Origin of the sequence: Mesorhizobium sp. M0029, from assembly GCF_040323735.1 — a bacterium.
In the GTDB taxonomy this organism is placed as follows: Bacteria; Pseudomonadota; Alphaproteobacteria; order Rhizobiales; family Rhizobiaceae; genus Mesorhizobium.
The window spans coordinates 67,385-87,926 of record NZ_JAMYVF010000020.1; the positions used below are offsets into that span (position 1 = coordinate 67,385).

Annotated in this window: 17 protein-coding genes; 5 read left to right on the forward strand and 12 right to left on the reverse strand. The window is 61.9% G+C overall.

The features are described from left to right. Position 1: 1 nt before the first annotated feature. The 4 genes from NKJ76_RS26440 to NKJ76_RS26455 form a co-directional block, all read right to left on the reverse strand. Complete coding sequence (locus NKJ76_RS26440) at positions 2–1,900, reverse strand: ABC transporter substrate-binding protein (protein ID WP_352538742.1); 1,899 nt, start codon at positions 1,898–1,900, stop codon at positions 2–4. After that, on the reverse strand, positions 1,897–3,792 hold the full coding sequence (locus tag NKJ76_RS26445) for an ABC transporter ATP-binding protein (protein ID WP_023710305.1): 1,896 nt from the start codon (positions 3,790–3,792) through the stop codon (positions 1,897–1,899). The genes NKJ76_RS26440 and NKJ76_RS26445 overlap by 4 nt, the downstream gene beginning before the upstream one ends. 151 nt (positions 3,793–3,943) lie before the next feature. Further along, positions 3,944–5,284 carry an adenylate/guanylate cyclase domain-containing protein gene (locus NKJ76_RS26450; RefSeq protein ID WP_023672139.1) on the reverse strand — a complete coding sequence of 447 codons (1,341 nt, stop codon included), beginning with the start codon at positions 5,282–5,284 and terminating at the stop codon, positions 3,944–3,946. A gap of 303 nt (positions 5,285–5,587) precedes the next feature. Then, entirely contained in the window at positions 5,588–6,766 is a 1,179-nt protein-coding gene (locus tag NKJ76_RS26455; RefSeq protein ID WP_027050460.1) for a DUF3095 domain-containing protein, read from the reverse strand. Positions 6,767–6,840: 74 nt separating this feature from the next. Between NKJ76_RS26455 and NKJ76_RS26460 the strand changes: the two genes are divergently transcribed. Next, positions 6,841–7,929 (forward strand): glycosyltransferase family 4 protein, encoded by a 1,089-nt coding sequence (locus NKJ76_RS26460; protein WP_352538743.1) that lies wholly within the window; start codon positions 6,841–6,843, stop codon positions 7,927–7,929. Next, the gene (locus NKJ76_RS26465; RefSeq protein ID WP_352538744.1) at positions 7,926–8,684 is read left to right on the forward strand and encodes a polysaccharide deacetylase family protein; all 759 of its coding nucleotides are present in this window, start codon (positions 7,926–7,928) and stop codon (positions 8,682–8,684) included. Before NKJ76_RS26460 ends, NKJ76_RS26465 begins: the two co-directional genes overlap by 4 nt. Position 8,685: 1 nt before the next feature. Here NKJ76_RS26465 and NKJ76_RS26470 read toward each other — a convergent pair whose 3' ends face one another. The 3 genes from NKJ76_RS26470 to NKJ76_RS26480 form a co-directional block, all read right to left on the reverse strand. Further along, positions 8,686–9,537, reverse strand: a complete 852-nt coding sequence (locus tag NKJ76_RS26470) for an MBL fold metallo-hydrolase (protein ID WP_023831907.1) — start codon at positions 9,535–9,537, stop codon at positions 8,686–8,688. A gap of 111 nt (positions 9,538–9,648) precedes the next feature. Beyond that, a complete protein-coding gene (locus tag NKJ76_RS26475) occupies positions 9,649–10,116 on the reverse strand; it encodes a cyclic nucleotide-binding domain-containing protein (protein ID WP_023672144.1) in 468 nt (155 codons plus the stop codon). Positions 10,117–10,150: 34 nt separating this feature from the next. Further along, on the reverse strand, positions 10,151–12,865 hold the full coding sequence (locus NKJ76_RS26480) for an ABC transporter transmembrane domain-containing protein (RefSeq protein ID WP_352538745.1): 2,715 nt from the start codon (positions 12,863–12,865) through the stop codon (positions 10,151–10,153). 266 nt (positions 12,866–13,131) lie between these two features. Here NKJ76_RS26480 and NKJ76_RS26485 point away from each other — a divergent pair, with 266 nt between their 5' ends. Continuing rightward, positions 13,132–13,803: a class I SAM-dependent methyltransferase gene (locus NKJ76_RS26485; RefSeq protein ID WP_352538757.1), complete on the forward strand. Its 672-nt coding sequence runs from the start codon at positions 13,132–13,134 to the stop codon at positions 13,801–13,803. Here the strand turns inward: NKJ76_RS26485 and NKJ76_RS26490 are convergent. From NKJ76_RS26490 to NKJ76_RS26510, 5 genes are all read right to left on the reverse strand, one after another. Next, positions 13,781–14,929: a glycosyltransferase family protein gene (locus NKJ76_RS26490; RefSeq protein ID WP_352538746.1), complete on the reverse strand. Its 1,149-nt coding sequence runs from the start codon at positions 14,927–14,929 to the stop codon at positions 13,781–13,783. The genes NKJ76_RS26485 and NKJ76_RS26490 overlap by 23 nt on opposite strands. Beyond that, on the reverse strand, positions 14,926–16,170 hold the full coding sequence (locus NKJ76_RS26495; protein WP_023827410.1) for a glycosyltransferase: 1,245 nt from the start codon (positions 16,168–16,170) through the stop codon (positions 14,926–14,928). The genes NKJ76_RS26490 and NKJ76_RS26495 overlap by 4 nt, the downstream gene beginning before the upstream one ends. A 1-nt stretch (position 16,171) precedes the next feature. Then, on the reverse strand, positions 16,172–17,386 hold the full coding sequence (locus NKJ76_RS26500) for a glycosyltransferase family protein (RefSeq protein WP_352538747.1): 1,215 nt from the start codon (positions 17,384–17,386) through the stop codon (positions 16,172–16,174). A 229-nt stretch (positions 17,387–17,615) separates the two neighbouring features. Continuing rightward, positions 17,616–17,876: a hypothetical protein gene (locus NKJ76_RS26505; RefSeq protein WP_023672151.1), complete on the reverse strand. Its 261-nt coding sequence runs from the start codon at positions 17,874–17,876 to the stop codon at positions 17,616–17,618. A gap of 99 nt (positions 17,877–17,975) precedes the next feature. Beyond that, positions 17,976–18,416, reverse strand: a complete 441-nt coding sequence (locus NKJ76_RS26510) for an Lrp/AsnC family transcriptional regulator (RefSeq protein ID WP_023745917.1) — start codon at positions 18,414–18,416, stop codon at positions 17,976–17,978. Positions 18,417–18,546: 130 nt separating this feature from the next. On the opposite strand from NKJ76_RS26510, the gene rocF reads away from it, so the two are divergent. Next, on the forward strand, positions 18,547–19,482 hold the full coding sequence (gene rocF, locus NKJ76_RS26515; protein ID WP_352538748.1) for an arginase: 936 nt from the start codon (positions 18,547–18,549) through the stop codon (positions 19,480–19,482). Continuing rightward, positions 19,479–20,540, forward strand: coding sequence for an ornithine cyclodeaminase (gene ocd, locus NKJ76_RS26520; protein ID WP_352538749.1), 1,062 nt, complete (start codon positions 19,479–19,481; stop codon positions 20,538–20,540). Before rocF ends, ocd begins: the two co-directional genes overlap by 4 nt. The last annotated feature ends 2 nt before the right edge of the window (positions 20,541–20,542 follow it).

Consider the following 20,542-nt stretch of genomic DNA (forward strand, 5'->3'; position numbering starts at 1 on the left):
CTCAGGAGCCTCCAAGCCAGAATGTGTCCGGCATGTAGACACCGAAATAGGAGGTCGGGTCGTAGCCGTAGAGTGCTTTGTCAGGCAGGTTGCGCAGCCGCGAGGATACCAGAATCGGCTGAAGTGTTTCGTTTACCGTACCGATAGAGAACACCTGATCGGTGTAGATCGACAGCATCGAGTTCCAGATTTCGGCGCGCTCGCTGGATTCGGTCGACCCGTTCCAGCGCTTGAGCAAAGCCATCAACTCGACCACTTCAGGAACATCGGGCGCCTCACCCATCTTGCCATGCGACAGATAGTAAGCGCCCCAGAGCGGCCATTGCAGCTGGTCGTCGATGGTGGGGGCCAGCTGGTATGGATTCATGTCGGCGGTCGGCACGCCATTGTCGATGCCCGACGACATCGACATCAGGATCTGGCCGCCAAGCGCACGGCTGCGGAAGATGTCGCGCTGCGAAGTCCGGATGAACAAAGCGATGCCGATCTTGCGCCAGTGATCGGTGATGAGTTCGAGCGCATCGGTTTCCAGCGTGCTTTCGCCGGCCGTTTCCACGATGATCTGCGCCGGGCGTCCATCGGGAAGTAGCCGCAGGCCGTCATCGTCACGGGCCTGAAGCCCGACCTCGTCAAGCAGTGCATTGGCCTGGTCGGGATCGTGGGCGACCCAGGCTTTCGCGAATTCCGGCCGGTAGAGCGGGCTCTCCGGCAAGACCGTATCGGCGCTTTCCTGCGCCAATCCGTAGAAGACGGCCATGTTGATCTCGCGCCGGTCCACAGCGAGCGAAAGTGCGCGGCGCACGCGCACGTCACGCAAAAGGCCACGCCACACCGGGTCGGCACAATTCAGATTGGGCATGAGCGCCAGCCGCGAACCCTGTGTGCGTTTCCACAGATGCATCTTCACCGGGTAGCGCTTCTCCGCGTCCTTCAGGAAGGAGTAATCGCTGAAGTCGATTCCCATGCATTGCAGGTCGCTCTCGCCCGCACCGGTCTTGGCGGAGATGATCGCCGACGAGCTGACATTCATGATGATCCGGTCGACATAGGGCAGTTGCCGGCCGTTCTCGTCTGTTCGATGAAAGAACGGGTTGCGCTCGAAGATGAACTGCTCGGCCGGCGGCTTGGTCCGGTTCTGCCAGGGGTCGAGTGTCGGCAGATCCGGGTTCTCCGGGCGATACTGCCGCGACATGCGGATGTGCAGCAGCGTCCATTTTGCGGTCCGGTTCTCCTTCATCAGGCCGGCGAGCCGGAATGGATCCTGATATTTCTTGTGGAACTGCTTGAGATAGGCGGCTGGCAAAACAAGCGGTGTCGGCGAAGCAGCGGCAAGTTTGGGCAGGAAGTCGGGATTGGGCGCGTCCCAACTGTAGCGCACCGTCAACGGATCGACGATCTCGAAACGTGGCGGCTTGCCGTCCGCCAGCAGGGCAGGGGCGAGCCCCCCTTGCGAAAGCTCATCGTTCAGCCAGACATCTTCCCAGCAATAACGAAAATCCTCCGGCGTCAGCAGGCTGCCGTCTGACCATTTATGGCCTTCACGAATCTTGAACGTGAAGACGCGATCATCCTTTACGTCGAAACTTTCGAGAATGTCGGCCTGAAAGTTAAGCTTTTCGTCATAGCCGACCAGCCGGGAATACCCGTAGATCGTCATCATCCGGATATCTTTCTGGCTGCCGATGATCGTACGCAGCGTGCCGCCATACTGGCCGGGCTGCCGGCCCATCGCCGCGAGGTTCAACGCGCGCGGGCTTTTGGGCAGGCGCTCCGCGAGTGGCGGCAGAGCCCTGGCTTTCAGCTGCGGCTGAAGAAAATCCGGCTCCAGATCGCCGGCGCGCGCCGTGCCCGGCAGAAATGCCGAAGCCATGAGACCAAGGACAGTGCGGCGGCTGATCAATGGCGTAACTCGCTGACATCGGCCGAACGTCGGGCCAGCACGAGATGGCCGCCGCCGAGATCGAGCGGCGACAGCATATCCTCTTCGCCCTCGTCGCGGAATTGCGGGCCCCATGCGCTGGTGTCGGAAGCGCCGCCGAGCTTCAGCGTCTTGAAATCCATCGGCCGGTCGAGATCGGGGAAGGGGACTGCGGCGAGCAGCGAGCGCGTGTAGGGGTGGATCGGTTTCCTGAGCAGAATTTCGCGCGGTGCAAGCTCGACGATACGCCCGCCGCACATCACCGCGATGCGGTCCGCCATGTAGTCCACCACCGCCAGATTGTGGGATATGAACAGGTAGGTCAGGCCCAGTTCCTTCTGCAGGTCCTTCAGAAGGTTCAGGATCTGCGCCTGCACGGAGACATCGAGCGCCGAAACCGGCTCGTCGCAGATCAGCAGTTCAGGCCCCAGCGCCAAGGCGCGCGCAATGCCGATACGCTGACGCTGCCCGCCGGAGAAGCTGTGGGGATAACGCTGGATGAAGCGCGGATCGAGCCCGATTGCCTGCATCAGGCTCTTGACTGTGGCTAGCCGGGACGCGGCATTGCCACGTTGATGGATTTCCAGCGGCTCGCTCAAGATGTTTTCCACGGTCATGCGAGGCGAGAGCGACGAGACCGGATCCTGGAAAACCATCTGGAGTTTCGCCCGCAGCAAGCGCAGGGCGTCTCCCTCGGCTTCCAGGACGTCGATCGGTCCGTCGCGGCCGTTGAAGATCACGGAGCCGCCGGTAGGGGTGACGGCCCGCATCAGGATCTTGCTGACGGTGGTTTTGCCGCAGCCGCTTTCGCCAACCAGGCCCAGGCACTCACCTCGCCTGATGTCGAAGCTGACGCCGTCCACGGCGCGAACTGAGGTCTGATGGCTCCCGCCGAACCATCCGGAGTTGCGGATGGTGTAGACCTTTTTCAGATCCCTGACCGACAGCAGAATGTCGTCCGGCCCCTTCGCTTCCGGCGCCGTCTGCTTGCCCAGCAGGGTCCCGACATTCACCGGCACCTCGCGGAGCGCCTTCAGTCTTTCGCCAGGCTTCAGGTCGAAATGCGGAACGGCTGCCATGAGGCCCTTCAGGTAAGGGTGGCCTGGCCGGCGGAATATTGCCTCCACAGGGCCTGCTTCCATGATCTCGCCATGGTACATGACGACCACCTCGTCGGCGACATTGGCAACCACGCCGAGGTCGTGTGTGATCAGCAGCATTGCCATGTTGAGCTTGGTCTGGAGCCCACGAAGCAATTGCAGGATTTGCGCCTGGATGGTGACGTCCAACGCCGTTGTCGGCTCATCGGCGATCAACAGAGCGGGCCGGCAGATAAGCGCCATGGCGATCATAGCGCGTTGCCGCAATCCTCCCGAAAGTTCGAACGGATACATGTCGTAGGCGCGCTTGGGATTGGGAAACCCGACGAGGCCGAGCATTTCCTCGGTCCTCGCCTTGCGCTCCGTCCGATCCATGTGCGTATGAATCTGCAGGGATTCGCTGACCTGGTTGCCGATCGTGTGCAGCGGCGACAGCGATGTCATCGGCTCCTGAAAGATCTTGCCGATGCGGCTGCCTCTCAACGCCCGGATTTCGGGTCCGTCGCGCGGCATCTGCAGGATGTCCTGCGTGGTGCCGGGCTTTTTGGGATCGGAAAACAGGATACGGCCGCGAACATGGGCCGTGTTCGGCAAGATGCCCATCACGGCCTGGCTGAGAACCGATTTTCCGGAACCGGACTCACCGACAAGTGCGGTGACCTTGCCGGGCAGGACGCGAAGATTTGCCCGCCTGACGGCATGCAACGGTCCCCCGACAATGGCAAAAGAGATGCCAACATCCTCGATCCGCAGCAGATCAACGCCTGCATCCATTCCCACACCAGCCCCAATCTGGCGCCTCCCGACCGGCCCCAAAAAGCAAGACTAGCGCATTGTCAGCGCAGAGCAACTTGGATTCGAAACGAATTCCCCGGCGACCGGCGGCCGGACAGCATACCAGGGCGTCCAGATCGGATGGTGGTGACTACTGGAGCTTCCTCCGGTCGCCCGCCGACAGCCGCGCGGCATCGCGATGAAGCAGCATGACCTGCTCGGCGTCCGATATCCGATCGTGAAACGGCTGCAGCGCAGCGTCTTCATCGAGTGCGAGAGCACCCGATAGATCGGGTGAAAGCACCGTCAGCTTCTGCTTGCTGCCCGCCAGTTCCTCCTCGCCGAGCGTCAGCCAACTGTTGGCCCCGCAATAACCGGCGAAGTCTTTGCTGGCGAGAACGCTGTGCGGATATTTCTTGGTCAGGGTCTGGAGACGCTGGACCTCGTTTACAGCCGAGCCGAAGACCGAGAATGTGAGTCGGTCGGTAAGCCCGACATTGCCGAACATCACATTGCCGACATGCAGGCCGATACCAAATTTTATATCGCCCAGTCCTTGCTCTTTTCTGCGCAGATTGAGCTCCATCATGCGCATGCTGGCCTTGTGCGCAGCCGCAAGAGCAGCCTGGCAGGCGATCTCTGACTGCGCGCGATGCCTTTCGCAGGGGTAGACGGCAATGAATCCATCCCCCAGGAAACTCATGATCTGCCCGCCTTTGCGATTGAAAGGTGCTGCGATGGCATCGAAAAACTGGTTCAGCGTATCGATATAGACTTCGCGGCCGGAAGTTTCGGCGAGCCTTGTCGACCCGCGCATATCGCCCATCACCAGCGCGGCCCGGATTGTGTCGCCCTCGCCGCGCTTGATCTGGCCGTCCAGCACGCGCCTGCCGGCGTCACCGCCGAGATACGTGGTCATCATGTTGTCGGCGAGCTTGGTGAGCACCGCCATCTTGCTTGCTATAGCGAGATGGTTCTGGATCCGCAGCAGCGCCGAAATCATGCTGTCGCTGAAGCCTGAAGCACTGTCGGTGGACCAGGACCCCAACATGCCCTGACTTGTATCGCCGTTGAAGGGATGGACGAAAGCCATGTAATCGGTGACGCCCATAAGCCTGAGCTCATCGAAAACAGGAAACTCCGACCGCACCGACGGGTCGAGCCGGCGCCGCAGATGGTCGAGCTTGTTGCTGAGCAGATGGTAGTATGGGCTGGTCAGGAATCTGTCGGAATGGACGCCGTTCTCACTCCGGAAGCCTTCCACTTCCAGGCCTTGGCCGCGAATCCAGGTGAAACCGAGCGCGTCATAAAGCGGATGCAGCATCGAAAAGCTCAAATGCACCCGCTTCAGCGGCAGGCCGGCAGCAGCCAGCCGTTCACAAAAACCCTTGACCAATGTTTCCAGGTCGTCGCCCGCCAGCGCCGATTGGGTCAGCCAATCGGCAACCTTATCCATGAGAATGTTGGAAATTTCTGCTTGCGCTGTGCTCATGCTATCTCGAAACCCGTCGAAGACGAGCCATCTCCTTTGATCCGCAAAATTCTCGAAGTCAATGAAGCCGGCTTCGGGGGCAGAAGCCGGCGAAGAATATCCCGAATGACTGTCCTTGCAGGAAGCAAGCAGACGTCGACCGCACAAATCACCTGCAACACTATGTGGCGAGGCTGCCGGCGAAGTGCAATCCCGATCCTGACATCGCGCAAATAATTGGTCGGCTCAGGCACCGTTGGGCTCGCCGGGTCCCAAGAACCATGGCCGCGGCGCATTGCGGAAAATCGATTCCCCAAGCCGTCATCAGACCGGCGCCTTCGCCTTCAGGCTTGCGGCAGCCATTGCATAGCCGCCGGCGGCGCCATCGATGAAGTGAACATGATCGCGCTGCAGCGGCGAGATGACGAGGCATGTCATCAAGGCCGACTTCTGGCGGTGCAGGCCATAGTTGCAGATGCCGGCCTCTTCCGCTTGTTTCAGCCGGTTCTCGATCCGCTGCAACACATCCGCGTCGACGTCGATGGTCATCTTCAAGCCGTCGTCGAACTTGCGGAAATCCGAATTGCTGGCCACCTCGCGCTTGTAGACCTTCGGATCGAAACCGCCGATCGTCCAGCCCAATTTGTCGGTGACGGCCGTAAGCGTCATCAGGAAGATCACCCACAGCTTGGCCAGCCACCGCCGCCCCGGCGGCGCCGTGGCCCGTGCCTCGACATCGAGACCGGCGGGCAAGAGACTATAGGCCGGACCGTCCACCGGCACCGGGTGGCCATCGCGCTCCTGCCTGCCGGCAAGGGTGATGATGTCGGAAGCCAGAAACTGGAAACCACGCAAGTCGCGCGATGCCCCGGGCACGGCTATGATCGAGACAATTTCGCCATGCCGGGCTTCGATCGGGTTCCAGCGGCAGGAGAGGCCGGTCAGATCCGGCCGCGCGCCGGCCGGGGCGGGGTCGACGCGGTAGCGCCCGGCTTTCATTTCGGCTTCCGCCCAACTGCCGCCGCCGCCGGCGAACATGGCATAGAAGGCTGCTTCGGAGGCCTGGAACCTCGCCACGCGAACGTCGAGGCCTTGCGCTCTTATGTCCTTTATCGGCACGATTGCGGCACGCAAGGTCAGGTCCAGTTCGTCCGCCACCCATCTCTGGACAGAAGCCAGCGCGTTGCGGGCGATCTCCAGCGCCGAGCCGGGAAACGCCACGAGCGCGCCGTCGCCGCCGAAGACGAAGGGAAGATCTTGCCGGCCCAGTGCATTGAGCAGCGCCGAAATGACGCTGGCGCCGGCCATATTGACGGTTTTGTAGCGCCCGGCTTCGATCGCCTTGGTCGAGCCGACGATGTCGGCGGTGGCCAGCGCCCAGCCATCGGGGAGAGGCCGATAGTTGTCGATATCGGCAACGCTTTCGAACTTTGCGAAGACCGGCAAAGAAGCGACGAACGGGTCGGACGCGACAGCTGTTTCCATAAGCATCAGATAGCACATTCCAGCGCTTGAAGGTGAAGTCGATCATGCCTCGAAATTGACTTTGGCAGGCTTTGCGATGATAGGATCGCGCGATGCGAATTGCCTTCTACGCCCCGCTGAAGTCGCCCAATCATCCCGTTGTCTCCGGCGACCGCCAGATGGCACGGATGCTGGTCCAGGCGCTGCAGCATGGCGGGCATAGCGTCGAACTGGCATCGGAGTTGCGCTTCTATCTACGCCAGCCGGAACCGAAAAGTTTCGATGCGCTCATGATAGAGGCCCGGGACGAAGCCGCGCGACTGACAAGGCTTTGGGACCGTGACGGCAAGCCCGATCTCTGGTTCTCCTATCATCCCTACTACAAGGCGCCCGACCTGATCGGGCCCGAGCTGGCGTTGGCCTTTGCTGTCCCCTATGTGACGGCCGAAGCCTCCTATTCCGAACGGCGCAACGCCGGTTCGTGGGCCGATAGCCAGGCATTGGTGGCGCGAGCCATCGAGCAGGCGGCGCTGAACATCTGCTTCACGCAAAGGGATCGCCAGGGGCTGGCGGATGCTGTTCCCCACGCCGCTCTCGGTATGCTTTCACCCTTCATCGACACATCGGCATTCCACGAAATGCCGGTACTGGATTATCCGACGCGCCTCGTGACCGTCGCCATGATGCGCCCGGGCGACAAGGTCTTGAGCTATCGCATGCTGGCGCAGGCGCTCGGGTTGATCGGCCACCTCCCTTGGACGCTGTCGGTCGTCGGGGACGGACCTGCCCGTGACAAGGTAAAGGCGCAATTCGCCGGCTTGCCCGCCGACCGTATCGAATGGCTTGGCGCGATTGAGCCGGTCGCCGTGCCGGATGTCCTCTATCGCGGGGGAATCTACGTCTGGCCGGGTTACGGCGAGGCCTATGGCATTGCCTATCTTGAAGCACAGGCCGCCGGCCTTCCGGTGGTGGCTCAGGACATTGCCGGCGTGCCGGAGGTCGTGCGGCATGGCCAGACCGGGCTTCTCACCCCGCCAGGCGATGTGGCGGCGTTCGCTTCCGCAATTGCAAGGCTTCTGGCCAATAATGATGAAAGAACCATCATGGCTGCAGAGGCCAGACGTTTCGTTCTCGAAGAACGCTCTCTCGGTGCTGCAAAGGCCCGCCTGGCCGAACTTCTCAAGATGATCCCGTTGTCATGACATCCGACCCGACTTGGCAGCCCCTGGTGGACGAGCTGGCGCACCGGCAACGGGCGGGCCGCAAGGCAGAGTTCTGGCTGCGCGACGATGACGCCGTGGATCCGACGCCGGCGCTCGATCGGTTGCTCGACCTCACCGGTGACTTCGCGGTTCCGGTCACTCTGGCCGTCATTCCGGCCCGGACCGACGGGAAGCTTGTCGTCCGGCTTGACGCGGCGCCGCATGCCACGGTCGCCATTCATGGCTGGGCGCACCGAAATCATGCGCCCGAGGGTCAAAAAAAGCAGGAGCTCGGCGCGCATCGGTCACGCGAGGTGGTGCTGGATGAGCTGGCCGGCGGGCTGTCGCGTGTAACCGGCCTGCACGGCGCACGTGCGGTTCCGATGCTGGTGCCGCCCTGGAACCGGATCGATGTCGGCCTGGTACCCGACCTCGGATCGATAGGATTTGCGGCATTGTCGGTGTTCGGGCCGCCAAGGCCGGCTTCCCTGGCGGTCATCAACAGCAATGTCGACATCATGGATTGGCATGGCACGCGCGGCTGCCGCGATCATGGTCTCTTGGTTCAGGCCATCGTCGCGCAATTGCAGCGTGCATTCGACGGCGGCGAACCGGTCGGCCTGCTCACCCACCATCTCGTCCATGATGAATCGGCATGGCTTTTCCTCGAACGGCTGTTCACGATCACCGCGCGGACCGAAGCCTGCGCATGGCTTCCGATCAGCACACTGACAGAACGCAGCGCCGGAAAATAGCTCAGCGCTTTTTGTGCAAGACTGGAAATGTGAGCGTCTGGCCATCCCGCGCCGCAAAAGCGCCGGAAAATCTGTCCTTGGCCAGTTTCTCCATCTCGTCCAGCTCATCGTCGGTGCGTGCCGGATCGTGGTGAAACAGCGCAAGCCCGCGCGCGCCGGCCGCCTCGCAGAGCTTGACGCCCTGTTGCCATGTCGAGTGCCCGTTGCCGCGGTAGCGGTCCATTTCCTCCTCGGTGTAGGTGCAATCGTAAATGACGAGGTCGGCATTCTCGATCAGGCCGAGCACCGCCTGGTCGAGTTTGCCCGGCTCGTGCTCGGTGTCTGTGATGACCGCCACGACGCGGCCCCCCCATTCGACCCGGTAGCCGATGCAGCCGCCCGGATGGGTAAGACTACCGGTTCGTACAACAACTCCTTCGCGTGGCCGAAGCAGGTCTCCGGATGCGAAATCGCGGCAGTCGAGGCTCGCCTTGCAGACACCGAGTGTCACCGGAAACCATGGCGGCCGAATGAATTCATCGACCATCTGCCGCGTCGTCATGCGTCCAGCGAGATGCCCGGACCAAAGCGTAACTTTGATGCCTCGTTCATAAATAGGCTTGAAAGCCGGCAGCCCGATGACGTGGTCGTAGTGGCAATGGGTGAAAAACAGGTCGAAATCGGTGACGCCCGCCGCCCGAAGCGTCCTGCCGGCAGGCCGCAAGCCGGAGCCCGCGTCGAACAGAAGCGTATGCTTGCCGCATTGCATCTCGATGCAGATCGTGTTGCCGCCATAGCGAGCAAATTCTGGCCCCGACACCGCAATGCTGCCGCGCACGCCCCAAAACCTGACAAGGAAGAAATCGTCGTCCATGCACCCTTTCGCCCATCGTAGCCAACCAACTGCTGCCAGAGTCGTTCCAGGAAAGGTGTGACACGGTTCCGGAAACTGCATCAAAACTAAGAAACAGAGCGGCTCGCCGTTTCAGTGTAACTGTGAATCGCTCTCGGCCGTTCGTGCGTCGATCAGGTCCGCGGTTGTACTGCTTAGCCGATCGGCAAGAACCCGCAATATCTCGATGGTCATTTCGGGAAACTCCTTCATAAGCCTCAGGAAATGGTCCTTGCGGATTCTCAAGGCCTCCAGCTCACTTGCCGCTTTGACGGTGGCAGTACGGGAGCTGTTGCACAATATGGCAATCTCGCCAACGATCGAATTTGGCAGCAATTCGGCAACTTTGATCGGCCCATTGTCGGAATCGACCAGAATATCCGCGCTGCCGGAAAGGATGACATAGGCGGCGTCTGCCTCGTCGCCCTGCCGGAAAAGAATCTGGCCGGCACTGTAGTTCACGCGATCGGACGTGAACGCGAGCAGCTTGAGCTTTGTCGGCTCGATGCCAGAGAACAAGGGAACGCGTTGCAGCATTCCAACTTCATCCTTGAGCAGCATTGTCGCAAACCTTCCTGAATTCGCGTTTGCCAGACTATGACACAAGTTCCTTGAAGATACCGTTTCCCGCCAAGAGTGTCTCGTGTGTTCCGTCTTCCACCAATTGGCCTGAGTCAAAGACCACAACCCGATCGAACATCGCCGCCATTGCCGGATTCGTCACCACCCACACAATTGCCGGCGAATGGCCGTCGCGTCTGGCTTCGTCGAGCACATTCCGCAACACCTTGTCCTGCACGCGCTGGTCGAGCGCCGACAGCGGCCGATTGAGAATGAGGAAATCGGGACGCTTGAGCAAGGCGCGGGCAACATCGAGCTTCTGTCGCTGTCCGCCGGTCAGCCGCCTGCCGGCGGCGCCGACGTTGAAGTCCAGGCCGACATCCAGAAGCTCGGCATAAAGCCCCAGTTCGTCAAGAATATCATAGACGATGGAGCGAATGCGGTCCGGCGCGTCGGGATGGTTGTTGCCGACACGCCCGAACAGGACGTTGTCCATGACGGTGGCCGCGGCGATGTATTTGGCAGGGTCAAACCGTTCGACAGCTTTCTCCAGCTCGGCCGGCAGGTTTTCATAGAACTGGTTGCGTGCAGCGATGATCTTGCTCATCAGCTCGTCGGTCAACAGGCCGAAGCGATGCCGGGGCTCGATATAGGCAAAGCTTAAGGTGACCATCATGGCGCGGTCGTTCTCCGAAACCGCATCGTAGGGGCGATTCTTGAGCCGTTGCAGCAAGGTTTCGTAGGCGGGTATCTCCTCGGCGCTCATGAAGGCGAGCTGCTGGAAGAACTGGTGTTCGGGCGGCAGGTCGGCAAACAGCTCGATCGCCTGTTCGGCGATCTCCATGCCCATTTCGTAGAGCGTGCGGTCGAGGCCGGCTTGCTTCAGCACGGAAGCAAAATAGGGATTGGACGCCAGTGCCTTGTGAGCCAGTTCGGGGCCGGCAGCAGCGCCGAAGAGCAGGTTCTGGCCGATCGTCGCTTCCTTGTTGTAGGCGCCCGGTTCAAAAGGAACCACCAGCGCGCTCAGGCCTTCTTCCTCCAACCGGGTTCGCAGCGCCGCACGCAATTCGACGATCCGCCCGGCAAGCTTCGTGTGGCGCTTGAGGTCGGCCGAAGAGCGCAAGCCAAGATCCAGAATGTCGCGCGACAGAAGAACCGCGTCGAGCACCCGGCGCACGGCTTCGAAGAGGTCGTGCGGGCCGGTGGCGCCGGCGGAGGCATAGTTGATCCAGTCGCTGCGGATATCGAGATCCGGATTGCCCGACCGGCGCGCCTCGTCGATACTCCAACGGTGCTGGTCCGCCGCGGCGCCGTCATATGTCACCGATGTCAGCGGCGCATGCTTCAACCCGTAGAGCAAATTGTCGCGCAGGCTTGCCTGGAACAGGAAAACATCCGACGAAGCGTAGGACATGCGCCGGCCGGTCACGGCTTCGGGGAGATCGAGCAAGTCATCGGAGCCCGAAACGATCCTTCCGCTATCCGGCCAGGTCAGCCGCGCAAAGGCTTCCGCAAGCGCCTCCGCTCCCCCTGTTGCGGTGCTGACCAGCGCCACCGTCTCACCCGGCTTGACCTCGAGCGAGATGCGATTGAGGAGCATTGCGCCGCCATCGTCTGCTATGGACAGGCTGATCGCCGACAGCGGCTTGGTCATCGGATCGGGATCGTCGATCGTCAGTGCTCCGATTTCCGGCGCGATGATTTTCTCGACGGTGAACTGTTCGACGACCTGCTGATATTTGACCTGGACATCCTGCCGGTCCTGATCCCAGTCGATCAGTTCCTTCATCGGTCCGGGCAAGTCCTTGTAGGCGCCAATCACGGCCACGAGCTGGCCGACATCCAGCCGCCCCTGGATGACCAGATAGCCACCGATCATGTAGAACAGAAAGGGCGTGAGCTGCGCGAGAAAATTGTTGAGGAACTTTACCATGAATTTCCATTGGTAAAGATCGAAGCGGATTTTGAAGATGAGCCCGAGCCGGGCTGCTATGTCGGCGCGCTCGTAATTCGACGTATCGTGGACGTGAACCGCGCCGATGCCGTCAACGATTTCGCCAACCCGGCCTGAAAGCGCGCGCGCCGTCAACTGCCGCTGGCGCCCCAGCACGAGCAGCCGCCGCCGCATTCGCGGGATAAGCACAATTTGGATCGCCACGATCACGACCGCTATCATTCCGAGCCAGACGTTCTGGACCATGATGAACAGCATGGCCGTCAGCGCCTGGCCGCCGAGCAGCACCGGCTGCAGGAAGGCATCGCCAATGAAGCCGCCCAGCGGCTCCACCTCGTCCTTCACCATGGTCGCCACTTCGGCGGATTTCACCCGCTTGAAGTAAATCGGCGGAAACCGCAGCACACGATCGACCAGATCGAAACGAATACGCCGCAGCATGCGTTCGCCGAGCCGGCCCTTGTAAGTGTTGATGTAGAGCTTGAACAAGCCGTTGATGACGACCAGCAAGAGGAAAACAAGGCTGAGCGCAAGCAGCGTCGACGTGCGGTCCAGTTGAAAACCGGAGAAGAACTGAACCTCGCCGATGAACGGCAGGTTATAGTGCAACCTCATGAATGGCAGGGTCGCGCCCGGTTGCTCGAACCCCTTGCCCTGGATCGGGCCGTTGACGATCAGCTTCGGCAGGTCGAACGACATGAAATACGGGACCATCGAAAGCACGACGATCATCAATATCCAGAGCTGCTGCTTCCTGGTGTGCGTCCAGATATAGCGGGCTAGGCTGGTTTCCATATGCGATTGTCAGTTTGAAGGATGCGGAATGTAAAGGCACCTGCTGGCGAATGGTGTATCGGCCATGTCTTCGCTGCCAACGACCAGTTCGAAGCGGCAGCTGCGCGCCAGGCGGATGGGCGCCGATGGTCCGGACAAATTCAATCGGCCTCCTCCGGGCAATGGCGAAACGGCTTGCGGCACAGTCGCGTCCGCAAGTCGAACAGGCTTGCAAGAGGCAAGATTGCGTTGTGTCGCCCGAAATCCCAACATAGAAGACGAATATGATGGATGTCACGCAACCACGCAATGCCGGCATGGATGGGCATGAGCAAGTCCTGGACCTCACGCGGGGAATTGCCGCCTATGTCGACCACCCTCTCGTGGCCGGGCTGGCGCGCGTCATCGCCAAGCATCCGCAGGCCAATATCGCGAACGCCTTCAACCACAAGCAGGTCGCCTGCAAGATGTGGGCGCTCGACAGGCTGTTCGAAAGCTGCGGCGGCCGGTTCGAGCGCATATGGGTTCTGGGTGGATGGTACGGCGTATTGCCGGCGATTCTTTTCAACGACGCCCGCTTCGACATCGCGGCGATCGACAGCATCGACATCGATCCCGAAGTCGGCGCGGTCGCCCGGACACTCAACCGGCAAGCCGGCGACCGGTTTCAAGCGCTGACGGCAGATATGTACAAGCTCGACTATGCCGCCGCGCGGCCCGACCTGGTGGTCAATACGAGCTGCGAACACATAGCCGATCTCAGCGCCTGGCTTGCCCTGCTTCCGCAGGGCACGAATGTCCTGCTGCAATCGAACGATTATTTCAGCGAGCCGACGCACATCAACTGCGTGGCGTCACTTGCAGCCTTCGAAGCCATGGCGGCGCTGCGGCAGATCAGGTTCTCCGGCGAATTGCCGACAAAAAATTATACACGCTTCATGCTGATCGGAACTGTTTGAAGCGCTCGCGCAGGATTTGCGCCGAGCGCCGCGCCCCTTCCAGATCGAGGCGATGCGCGGCTGGCGGCGGTCCGGCAAGCGCCTGCTCGATCGCATGCGCCAGACCTTCAGGCGTCAGGTCCTGTTCCGTCAGCACCGTTGCAAGACCGAGCTCTTCGAGCATCAGAGCGCGACGCGTCTGCTCGGTTTCCCCGCCGGCTGCAAATGGAACGAGCAGCGAGCGACACCCCGCGCGCATGACATCGCAGACCGTGTTGTAACCCGCCTGCGAGACCGACAGGCGGGCGCCGGTCAGCAGGCTGGCGAAATCCTCGCGGAACCGGAAGATGGACAGGCGTGGGGAGGCATCGCGTGAAATCGCGTCAAACTCGTCCTTCGGCAGGTTTGGGCCGGTGATCAAACACCATGTCCAGGCGTTATCGGCATTTCGCGCCGCCGCGACGGTGGATCTGACAAGGCTCTTTCCGGCCGCCCCGCCGCCAACCGACACCAGAACGTCGAAGCGCTCTGAGGCCGCTTTCGCCGGCGGCGCGGCAACGAGCCCGGTGTAGGCGGCCTCGGCCCTGATCGCCCCAGCCAGCGGAAATGTCTTGTCGATGGTTGCGAAAGCCGGATCGCCATGGACCATGACAAGATCGAAATGCCTGTTGACGAGATCGACCGTTTCTTCGTTTCGGCTCGGCTTCACGCGCTCCTGAAGGATGTCGCGGACGGACGCCGCCAGCAGCGGTCTGGGCGATGTCGCTTCGATGGCCTCGATCAGTGGCAAGAGTTCGAAACGCATCTGCCGGCGTCCAAAGGGAAACGCCTCGATAATGACGATGTCGGGCCTGTAATTCCGGAAAGCCTGCAGCAGCATCTCTGAGCGCCGCGTCTTGAAATCATCGTCGACGGCTTTGCCCTGCAGGTCGACAAGTCCGGAAAACCCTTCGTCACCGGAGGTGACAGGCGGCAGGGTCACGGATTTTACACCCGATCCCGGAAATCCCGCGATCGGCGCTCCGCCGGTCACGACGGTGACGTCGAACCCGTCATCGACCAGAGCCGCCGCAATGCGGCTGGCGCGCGCGAGATGGCCGATGCCGAGCAGGTGCTGAACATAGAAGAAAGCGCGCAGCCGCTTCATTCGGCGGCCCGCCACTCCCGCTCGAACAGTTCCTTGAGCTGTCCAATGCCTGCCACATGGTCGAAATTGCTTCGCACGCGCCGCTCCGCGGCGTCGCCGAGGCGGGCGCGCAGGACGGGATCGCGGATCAGGCGCTCCAGCGCCTGTGCCAGTGCAGTCGGGTTTTCCGAGGGAATCAGCAGCCCGGTTTCATCCGACGATAAAAGCTCCGGCACGCCGGATATATCGGTCGACACGCAGGCAAGCCGCTGGCTGGCCGCCTCCACCAGAACATTCGGCAGGCCGTCCCGGTCGCCATCCGCGGTGATCCTGCAGGCCAAAGCGAAGATGTCGGCGCTGCGGTAGTGCTCAAGCACCTCCTCCTGCGCCAGCGCGCCTTTCCAGGAGACGCGCCCCTCCAGCCCGAGCCTTTGCGCCAGCGCCTTCAGCCGTTTCAGTTCCTCGCCGCCACCGATATGCTCGAAACACCACGCCAGATCGCCAGGCAAGAGGGCAAGAGCCTCTAGCAACGTATCATAGCCTTTCTTTTCAACGGCGCGTCCGACACTCAAGATCATGACCGGTTCGGCCGGCGCCGAGCCGTCACGCTGTTTTCGCGCCTCGCCGAAACTGCCGAAGCGGTCAAGGTCGAGCCCATGATAGCTCAGATGCACGGACGAACTGCCGTTGGCGAGTTTTTTCAGATGGTCGAAGCCGGTTTTCGTGCACGTGACCGTCCAGCGCGCCGAGGAAAGCTTGCCGGCCAGATCCCAGTCCGCCGACGTCCAGATGTCCTTGGCATGGGCTGAGCAGCTCCAGGGCAAGCCACGAAGCTGGCTGGCATAGCGCGTCACCGATGCCGGCGTGTGCGCGAAATGGGCATGCAGCCATCCGGCATCTTGCGGCCATTCGGCGGCCAACACCAGCGCTTGCCCGAAGCGGCGCGCGCGATTGCGGGTAAAGTCGCGGCGGATATCGGCAGCGAGCGATTTGAGCGCGCGCCAGAAGCCAGGCCGCGGCAGACAGGCAAACAGCGATCGAACCACTCGCAGCGGCTCTCTGTGCAGATATTCCGGCAGATAATGGACGGGGGCCTTGATCTCGTCATGCACGGGATGACGTTTTGCGTCGGTCGGCCGCCTGAGCGCGAAAAGTATCAGGTCGAACCCCGCACGCTCCAGACCGAGCAGCTCCTGCGCGATGAACGTTTCCGACAGCCGCGGGTAGCCCTTCAGAACCACGACGATCTTGCGGTGTTGCAACTCAGTTCATGCCTTCAATGACCGAAAGGTGATGGCCGGCCCGCCGGTCGAGCAGTTCCGCGACGATTTCGGAAATATGAGGCAGCCCTTCCAGCGTCAGATGCGCATTGCTCTGCGATGGGCGGGGCCGGCCCGGCAAAACCTGCAGCGCATCGGCAAACCGTTGGGCATCCTCGGCCTCCTCAGGCAAAAGCATCTCGATGAGGCCGAGTTCGGCTGCGCGCCGTGCCCGGATCAGCTGTTCCTCGCGCGGCGTGACGCGCGGCACGATCAGCGCCGGCTTGTCGAAAGACAATATCTCGCAATAGGTGTTGTAACCGCCCATCGCCACCACCGCCTTGGCGCCGGCAATCAGCTCTTCCATGCGGTTGTCGAATTCGATGATCTTGACATAGGGGATCTTGGCCCCCTTCCGGACCAGCTTGTTGCGCTTGCGCGCCGGCATGTAGGGCCCAAGCACGATCAGCGCCCGGTGCTGCAATCGCGAATCCTGCTGATAGGCCTCGATGACGTTGTGGATCAGGTCGGCGCCGTCACCGCCGCCACCGGTGGTAACCAGGATATAGTCGCCCTCGGGCCGGTGGCCGGGCAACTGGTTCTGCTGCAGGCTCCGTTGCAGGAAACCGACGAACTTCATCTTTGCCCTGACCGCCGGCGGCACGTCCAGGCCGGTCAGCGGATCGTAGAAATCCGGCGGGCCATAGACCCAGACCTTGTCGTAGAACAGGCCTATCTTGCGCATCACATCCCTGCGTGCCCACTCCGCTTCGAGCAAATGCGGCGCGTCCATCACCTCGCGCAGGCCAAGCACGAGCGTGGTGCCCCGCGTCTTGAGGTAGGACAGCGTATCCTCGATCTCTCCGCGCAGCCCCAGCGGTTCCTTGTCAACGATGAAGATATCCGGCCGGAAGCTCTCGGCCGTGTGGCGGATAATCGACTGCCGCATCCTTAGCGTCTCATGCAGATCGATGTCCTTTTCCAGCGAGGTGTATTCGCCGTTGCGCAGCTTGATGACGCTGGGGATCTTCACGAAGTCGACGCGGGCGCGGTAGTCGAAGGCGCCGGCGATGGTGGCGCCCGAAATGATAAGCACCTGAAGTCCGCGGAAATCCCCGACCAGCGAATGCGCGATCGTTCGGCAGCGCTGCAAATGGCCGAGCCCGAACGTGTCGTGGCTGTACATGAGAATTCGTGCGTCTTTTGCGTGCTGTGTCATTGTGAACGTCTTTTAGAATTCTCGCCGGACCGTGGGCAACCCCGCAGGCTTCGAAACCATTCTCACGGGTCTATCGACCTGTTTTGAAACATGGGGGCGAGAGGTACGCAACGGCATTCTTCACCAGGTCACGAATGCCAGGGGCGCTGATTGTGGCGCCATGCCTTGTCTTCGCCGACGATAGACGGCCCGAGCACAAATCTCTGTCATGAGGCTTGACCCCGTGGAATTAAATGCCCTGCGGCCTGAGGCAGGCAAAGCGCACATTGCGAAAAATCAAGGGCGACCAAGGCGAAACGAGGCTGCCGCACATTGTGAGGAGAACCCGCACCTTGGGAAAATGCTTCATAATCCATCGAAACACAACGGCCGCCAGAGGCCGCACATTGCGGCCTTTTATCCTGCCATCAGCCTTGGCCTGTGGCAAGCGTCCGGTCCTTGCACCGTTGAAGCTGGTGCAATCTCGCGTCATGCCGGCTTCGTCCGTCATGTGGAGGATAGCTGCGGCCCCAATGAGATTCGTCAGCCAGGCGACCCATTCGCCAGTTCCGCCCAAAGCTTTGCGTGAACACGCCGGCCGGAACGGCGGCTAAGCCAGCCGCGCCCTTGTCGTCCTCGGCGTTGCCAGCAGCAGACTTGTCTCGCTGCCGGTTATCCCGGGGATGAGCCGTATCCGCCTAAGCACGGCGTCGAAATCGGTGAGCGATGCAGTGCCGAGTTCGACCACCAGGTCCCAGCGGCCATTGGTGGTGTGAATGGTCGAAACCTCGGCCAGGCCGCCAAGCGCCCGGACCACGCGATCCGCGGCATGGCCTTCGATCTCGATCATCATCACGCCGCGTATCCGCTGGTCGACGGCGTCGGCGCGCAGCACCACCGTGTAGCCGATGATCTCACCCGACTTTTCCAGCCGCTCCATGCGCGCCCTGACCGTGGCGCGCGACACCCCGAGATCGACCGCGAGATCGGAGATGCTGCGCCGGGCGTCGTGCCGGAGCAGCGTGACCAGCCTTTCATCGAGCAAGTCCATCATTCTATCCACTTTGACCAAACTGACTTCTCGGAATGATAAATCATTCTTCGCGAAATGCCAATTTCGCCTGTTCAAACTGCCGGGCCGGGATGGTTCATTCCACGCATCAATCGCAAGGACAAAAAGAATGCGCTGCAGGATCGTTGGCGCGCCGGTGCAGGACGGCGCCGGCAGGATGGGATGCGAGATGGGGCCAAGCGCGCTGCGCACGGCCGGGCTTGTCTCGGTGCTGTCGGAACTTGGCCACGAGGTCGAGGACTGGGGCGCGGTGCAACCGGCCGCCGTGCGCGCAATCGTCCATGGCAATCTCGCGCTGAAGGCCCTACCGGAGATTTCCGCCTGGACGGCGGCGATAGCCGAGACCGCCTATGCGGCTTCGCGGAACGCCATGCCGATCTTCCTTGGCGGCGACCACGCGATATCGGCCGGCACGATGTCGGGCATAGCCCGACGGGCGGCCGAACGCGTCCGGCCGCTCTTCGTGCTGTGGCTCGATGCGCATCCGGATTTCCACACGCTCGATACCACCGTCAGCGGCAATCTGCACGGCGTGCCGCTCGCCTATGCCAGCGGCCGGCCGGGCTTCAACGGTTATTTCCCCGACCTGCCCGTCGCCGTCGATCCCGCCCACATCTGCGTCATGGGCCTGCGCAGCGTCGATCCGGCGGAGCGCCGGGCGCTGAGCGAAGCGGGCGTGACCGTGCACGACATGCGCACCATTGACGAGCACGGCGTCGCACCTTTGCTGCGCGCCTTCCTGGCCATCGTCGAAAAGGAAAACGGCCTGCTGCATGTCAGCCTCGACGTCGACTTCCTCGACCCCTCCATCGCGCCGGCCGTCGGCACCACCGTGCCCGGCGGCGCCACCTTCCGCGAGGCGCATCTGGTGATGGAGATGCTGTCCGACAGCGGCCTGGTCTCCAGCCTTGATCTGGTCGAGCTCAACCCGTTCCTCGACGAGCGCGGCCGCACCGCCACTCTGATGGTCGACCTCGCCGCCAGCCTGATGGGCCGCCGCATCATGGACCGCCCGACCCGCAGCCATTCCGGAAGCATTGCATGACCCAGCCTTCCCGCCTTGCCATCGTCCCCTTCGTCAGCGTCGACCGCATGATGAAGCTGGTGCTGACCATCGGCGTCGAGCGGTTCCTCACCGAACTCGCCGCCTATATCGAGGAGGATTTTCGCCGCTGGGAGCTGTTCGACAAGACGCCGCGCATCGCCTCGCACAGCCATGACGGCGTCATCGAGCTGATGCCGACCAGCAACGGCCGCCTCTACGGCTTCAAATATGTCAACGGCCACCCGAAGAACATGCGCGAGGGCCGCCAGACCGTCACCGCCTTCGGCGTGCTCGCCGATGTCGGCTCCGGCTATCCGATGCTGCTCACCGAAATGACGATCCTGACGGCGCTGCGCACCGCGGCCACCTCCGCGGTCGCTGCCAAATATCTGGCGCCCAGGGGCGCGCGCTCGATGGCCATCATCGGCAATGGCGCCCAGTCCGAGTTCCAGGCTGTCGCCTTCAAAGCGCTGCTCGGCATCGACCGGCTGCGGCTCTATGACATCGACCGTTCCGCTTCGGAAAAATGCGCCCGCAACCTCGCCGGCAAAGGCTTTGACGTCACCATCTGCACAACGGGCCAGGATGCTGTGGAAGGAGTCGACATCATCACCACGGTGACCGCCGACAAGCTGTCCGCCACCATTCTGACCGACAACATGGTCGGTTCCGGCGTGCACATCAACGCGGTCGGCGGCGACTGCCCCGGCAAGACGGAACTGCACCGCGACATCCTGCTTCGCTCGGACATCTTCGTCGAGTTCCCGCCGCAGACGCGCATCGAGGGCGAAATCCAGCAGCTCCACGCCGACCATCCGGTGACCGAGTTGTGGCAGGTGATGACCGGCAAGGCGGAAGGCCGCAAGACGGCGGAACAGATCACCCTGTTCGATTCCGTCGGCTTCGCCACCGAGGATTTTTCCGCGCTGCGCTATATCAGAGACCAGCTTCAGGCCACCGGCCTCTACGAGGAGCTCGACCTGCTCGCCGATCCCGACGAGCCGCGCGACCTCTTCGGCATGCTGCTCAGGGCAGCGCTGCAGCCGGCCGCCGCCTGAGG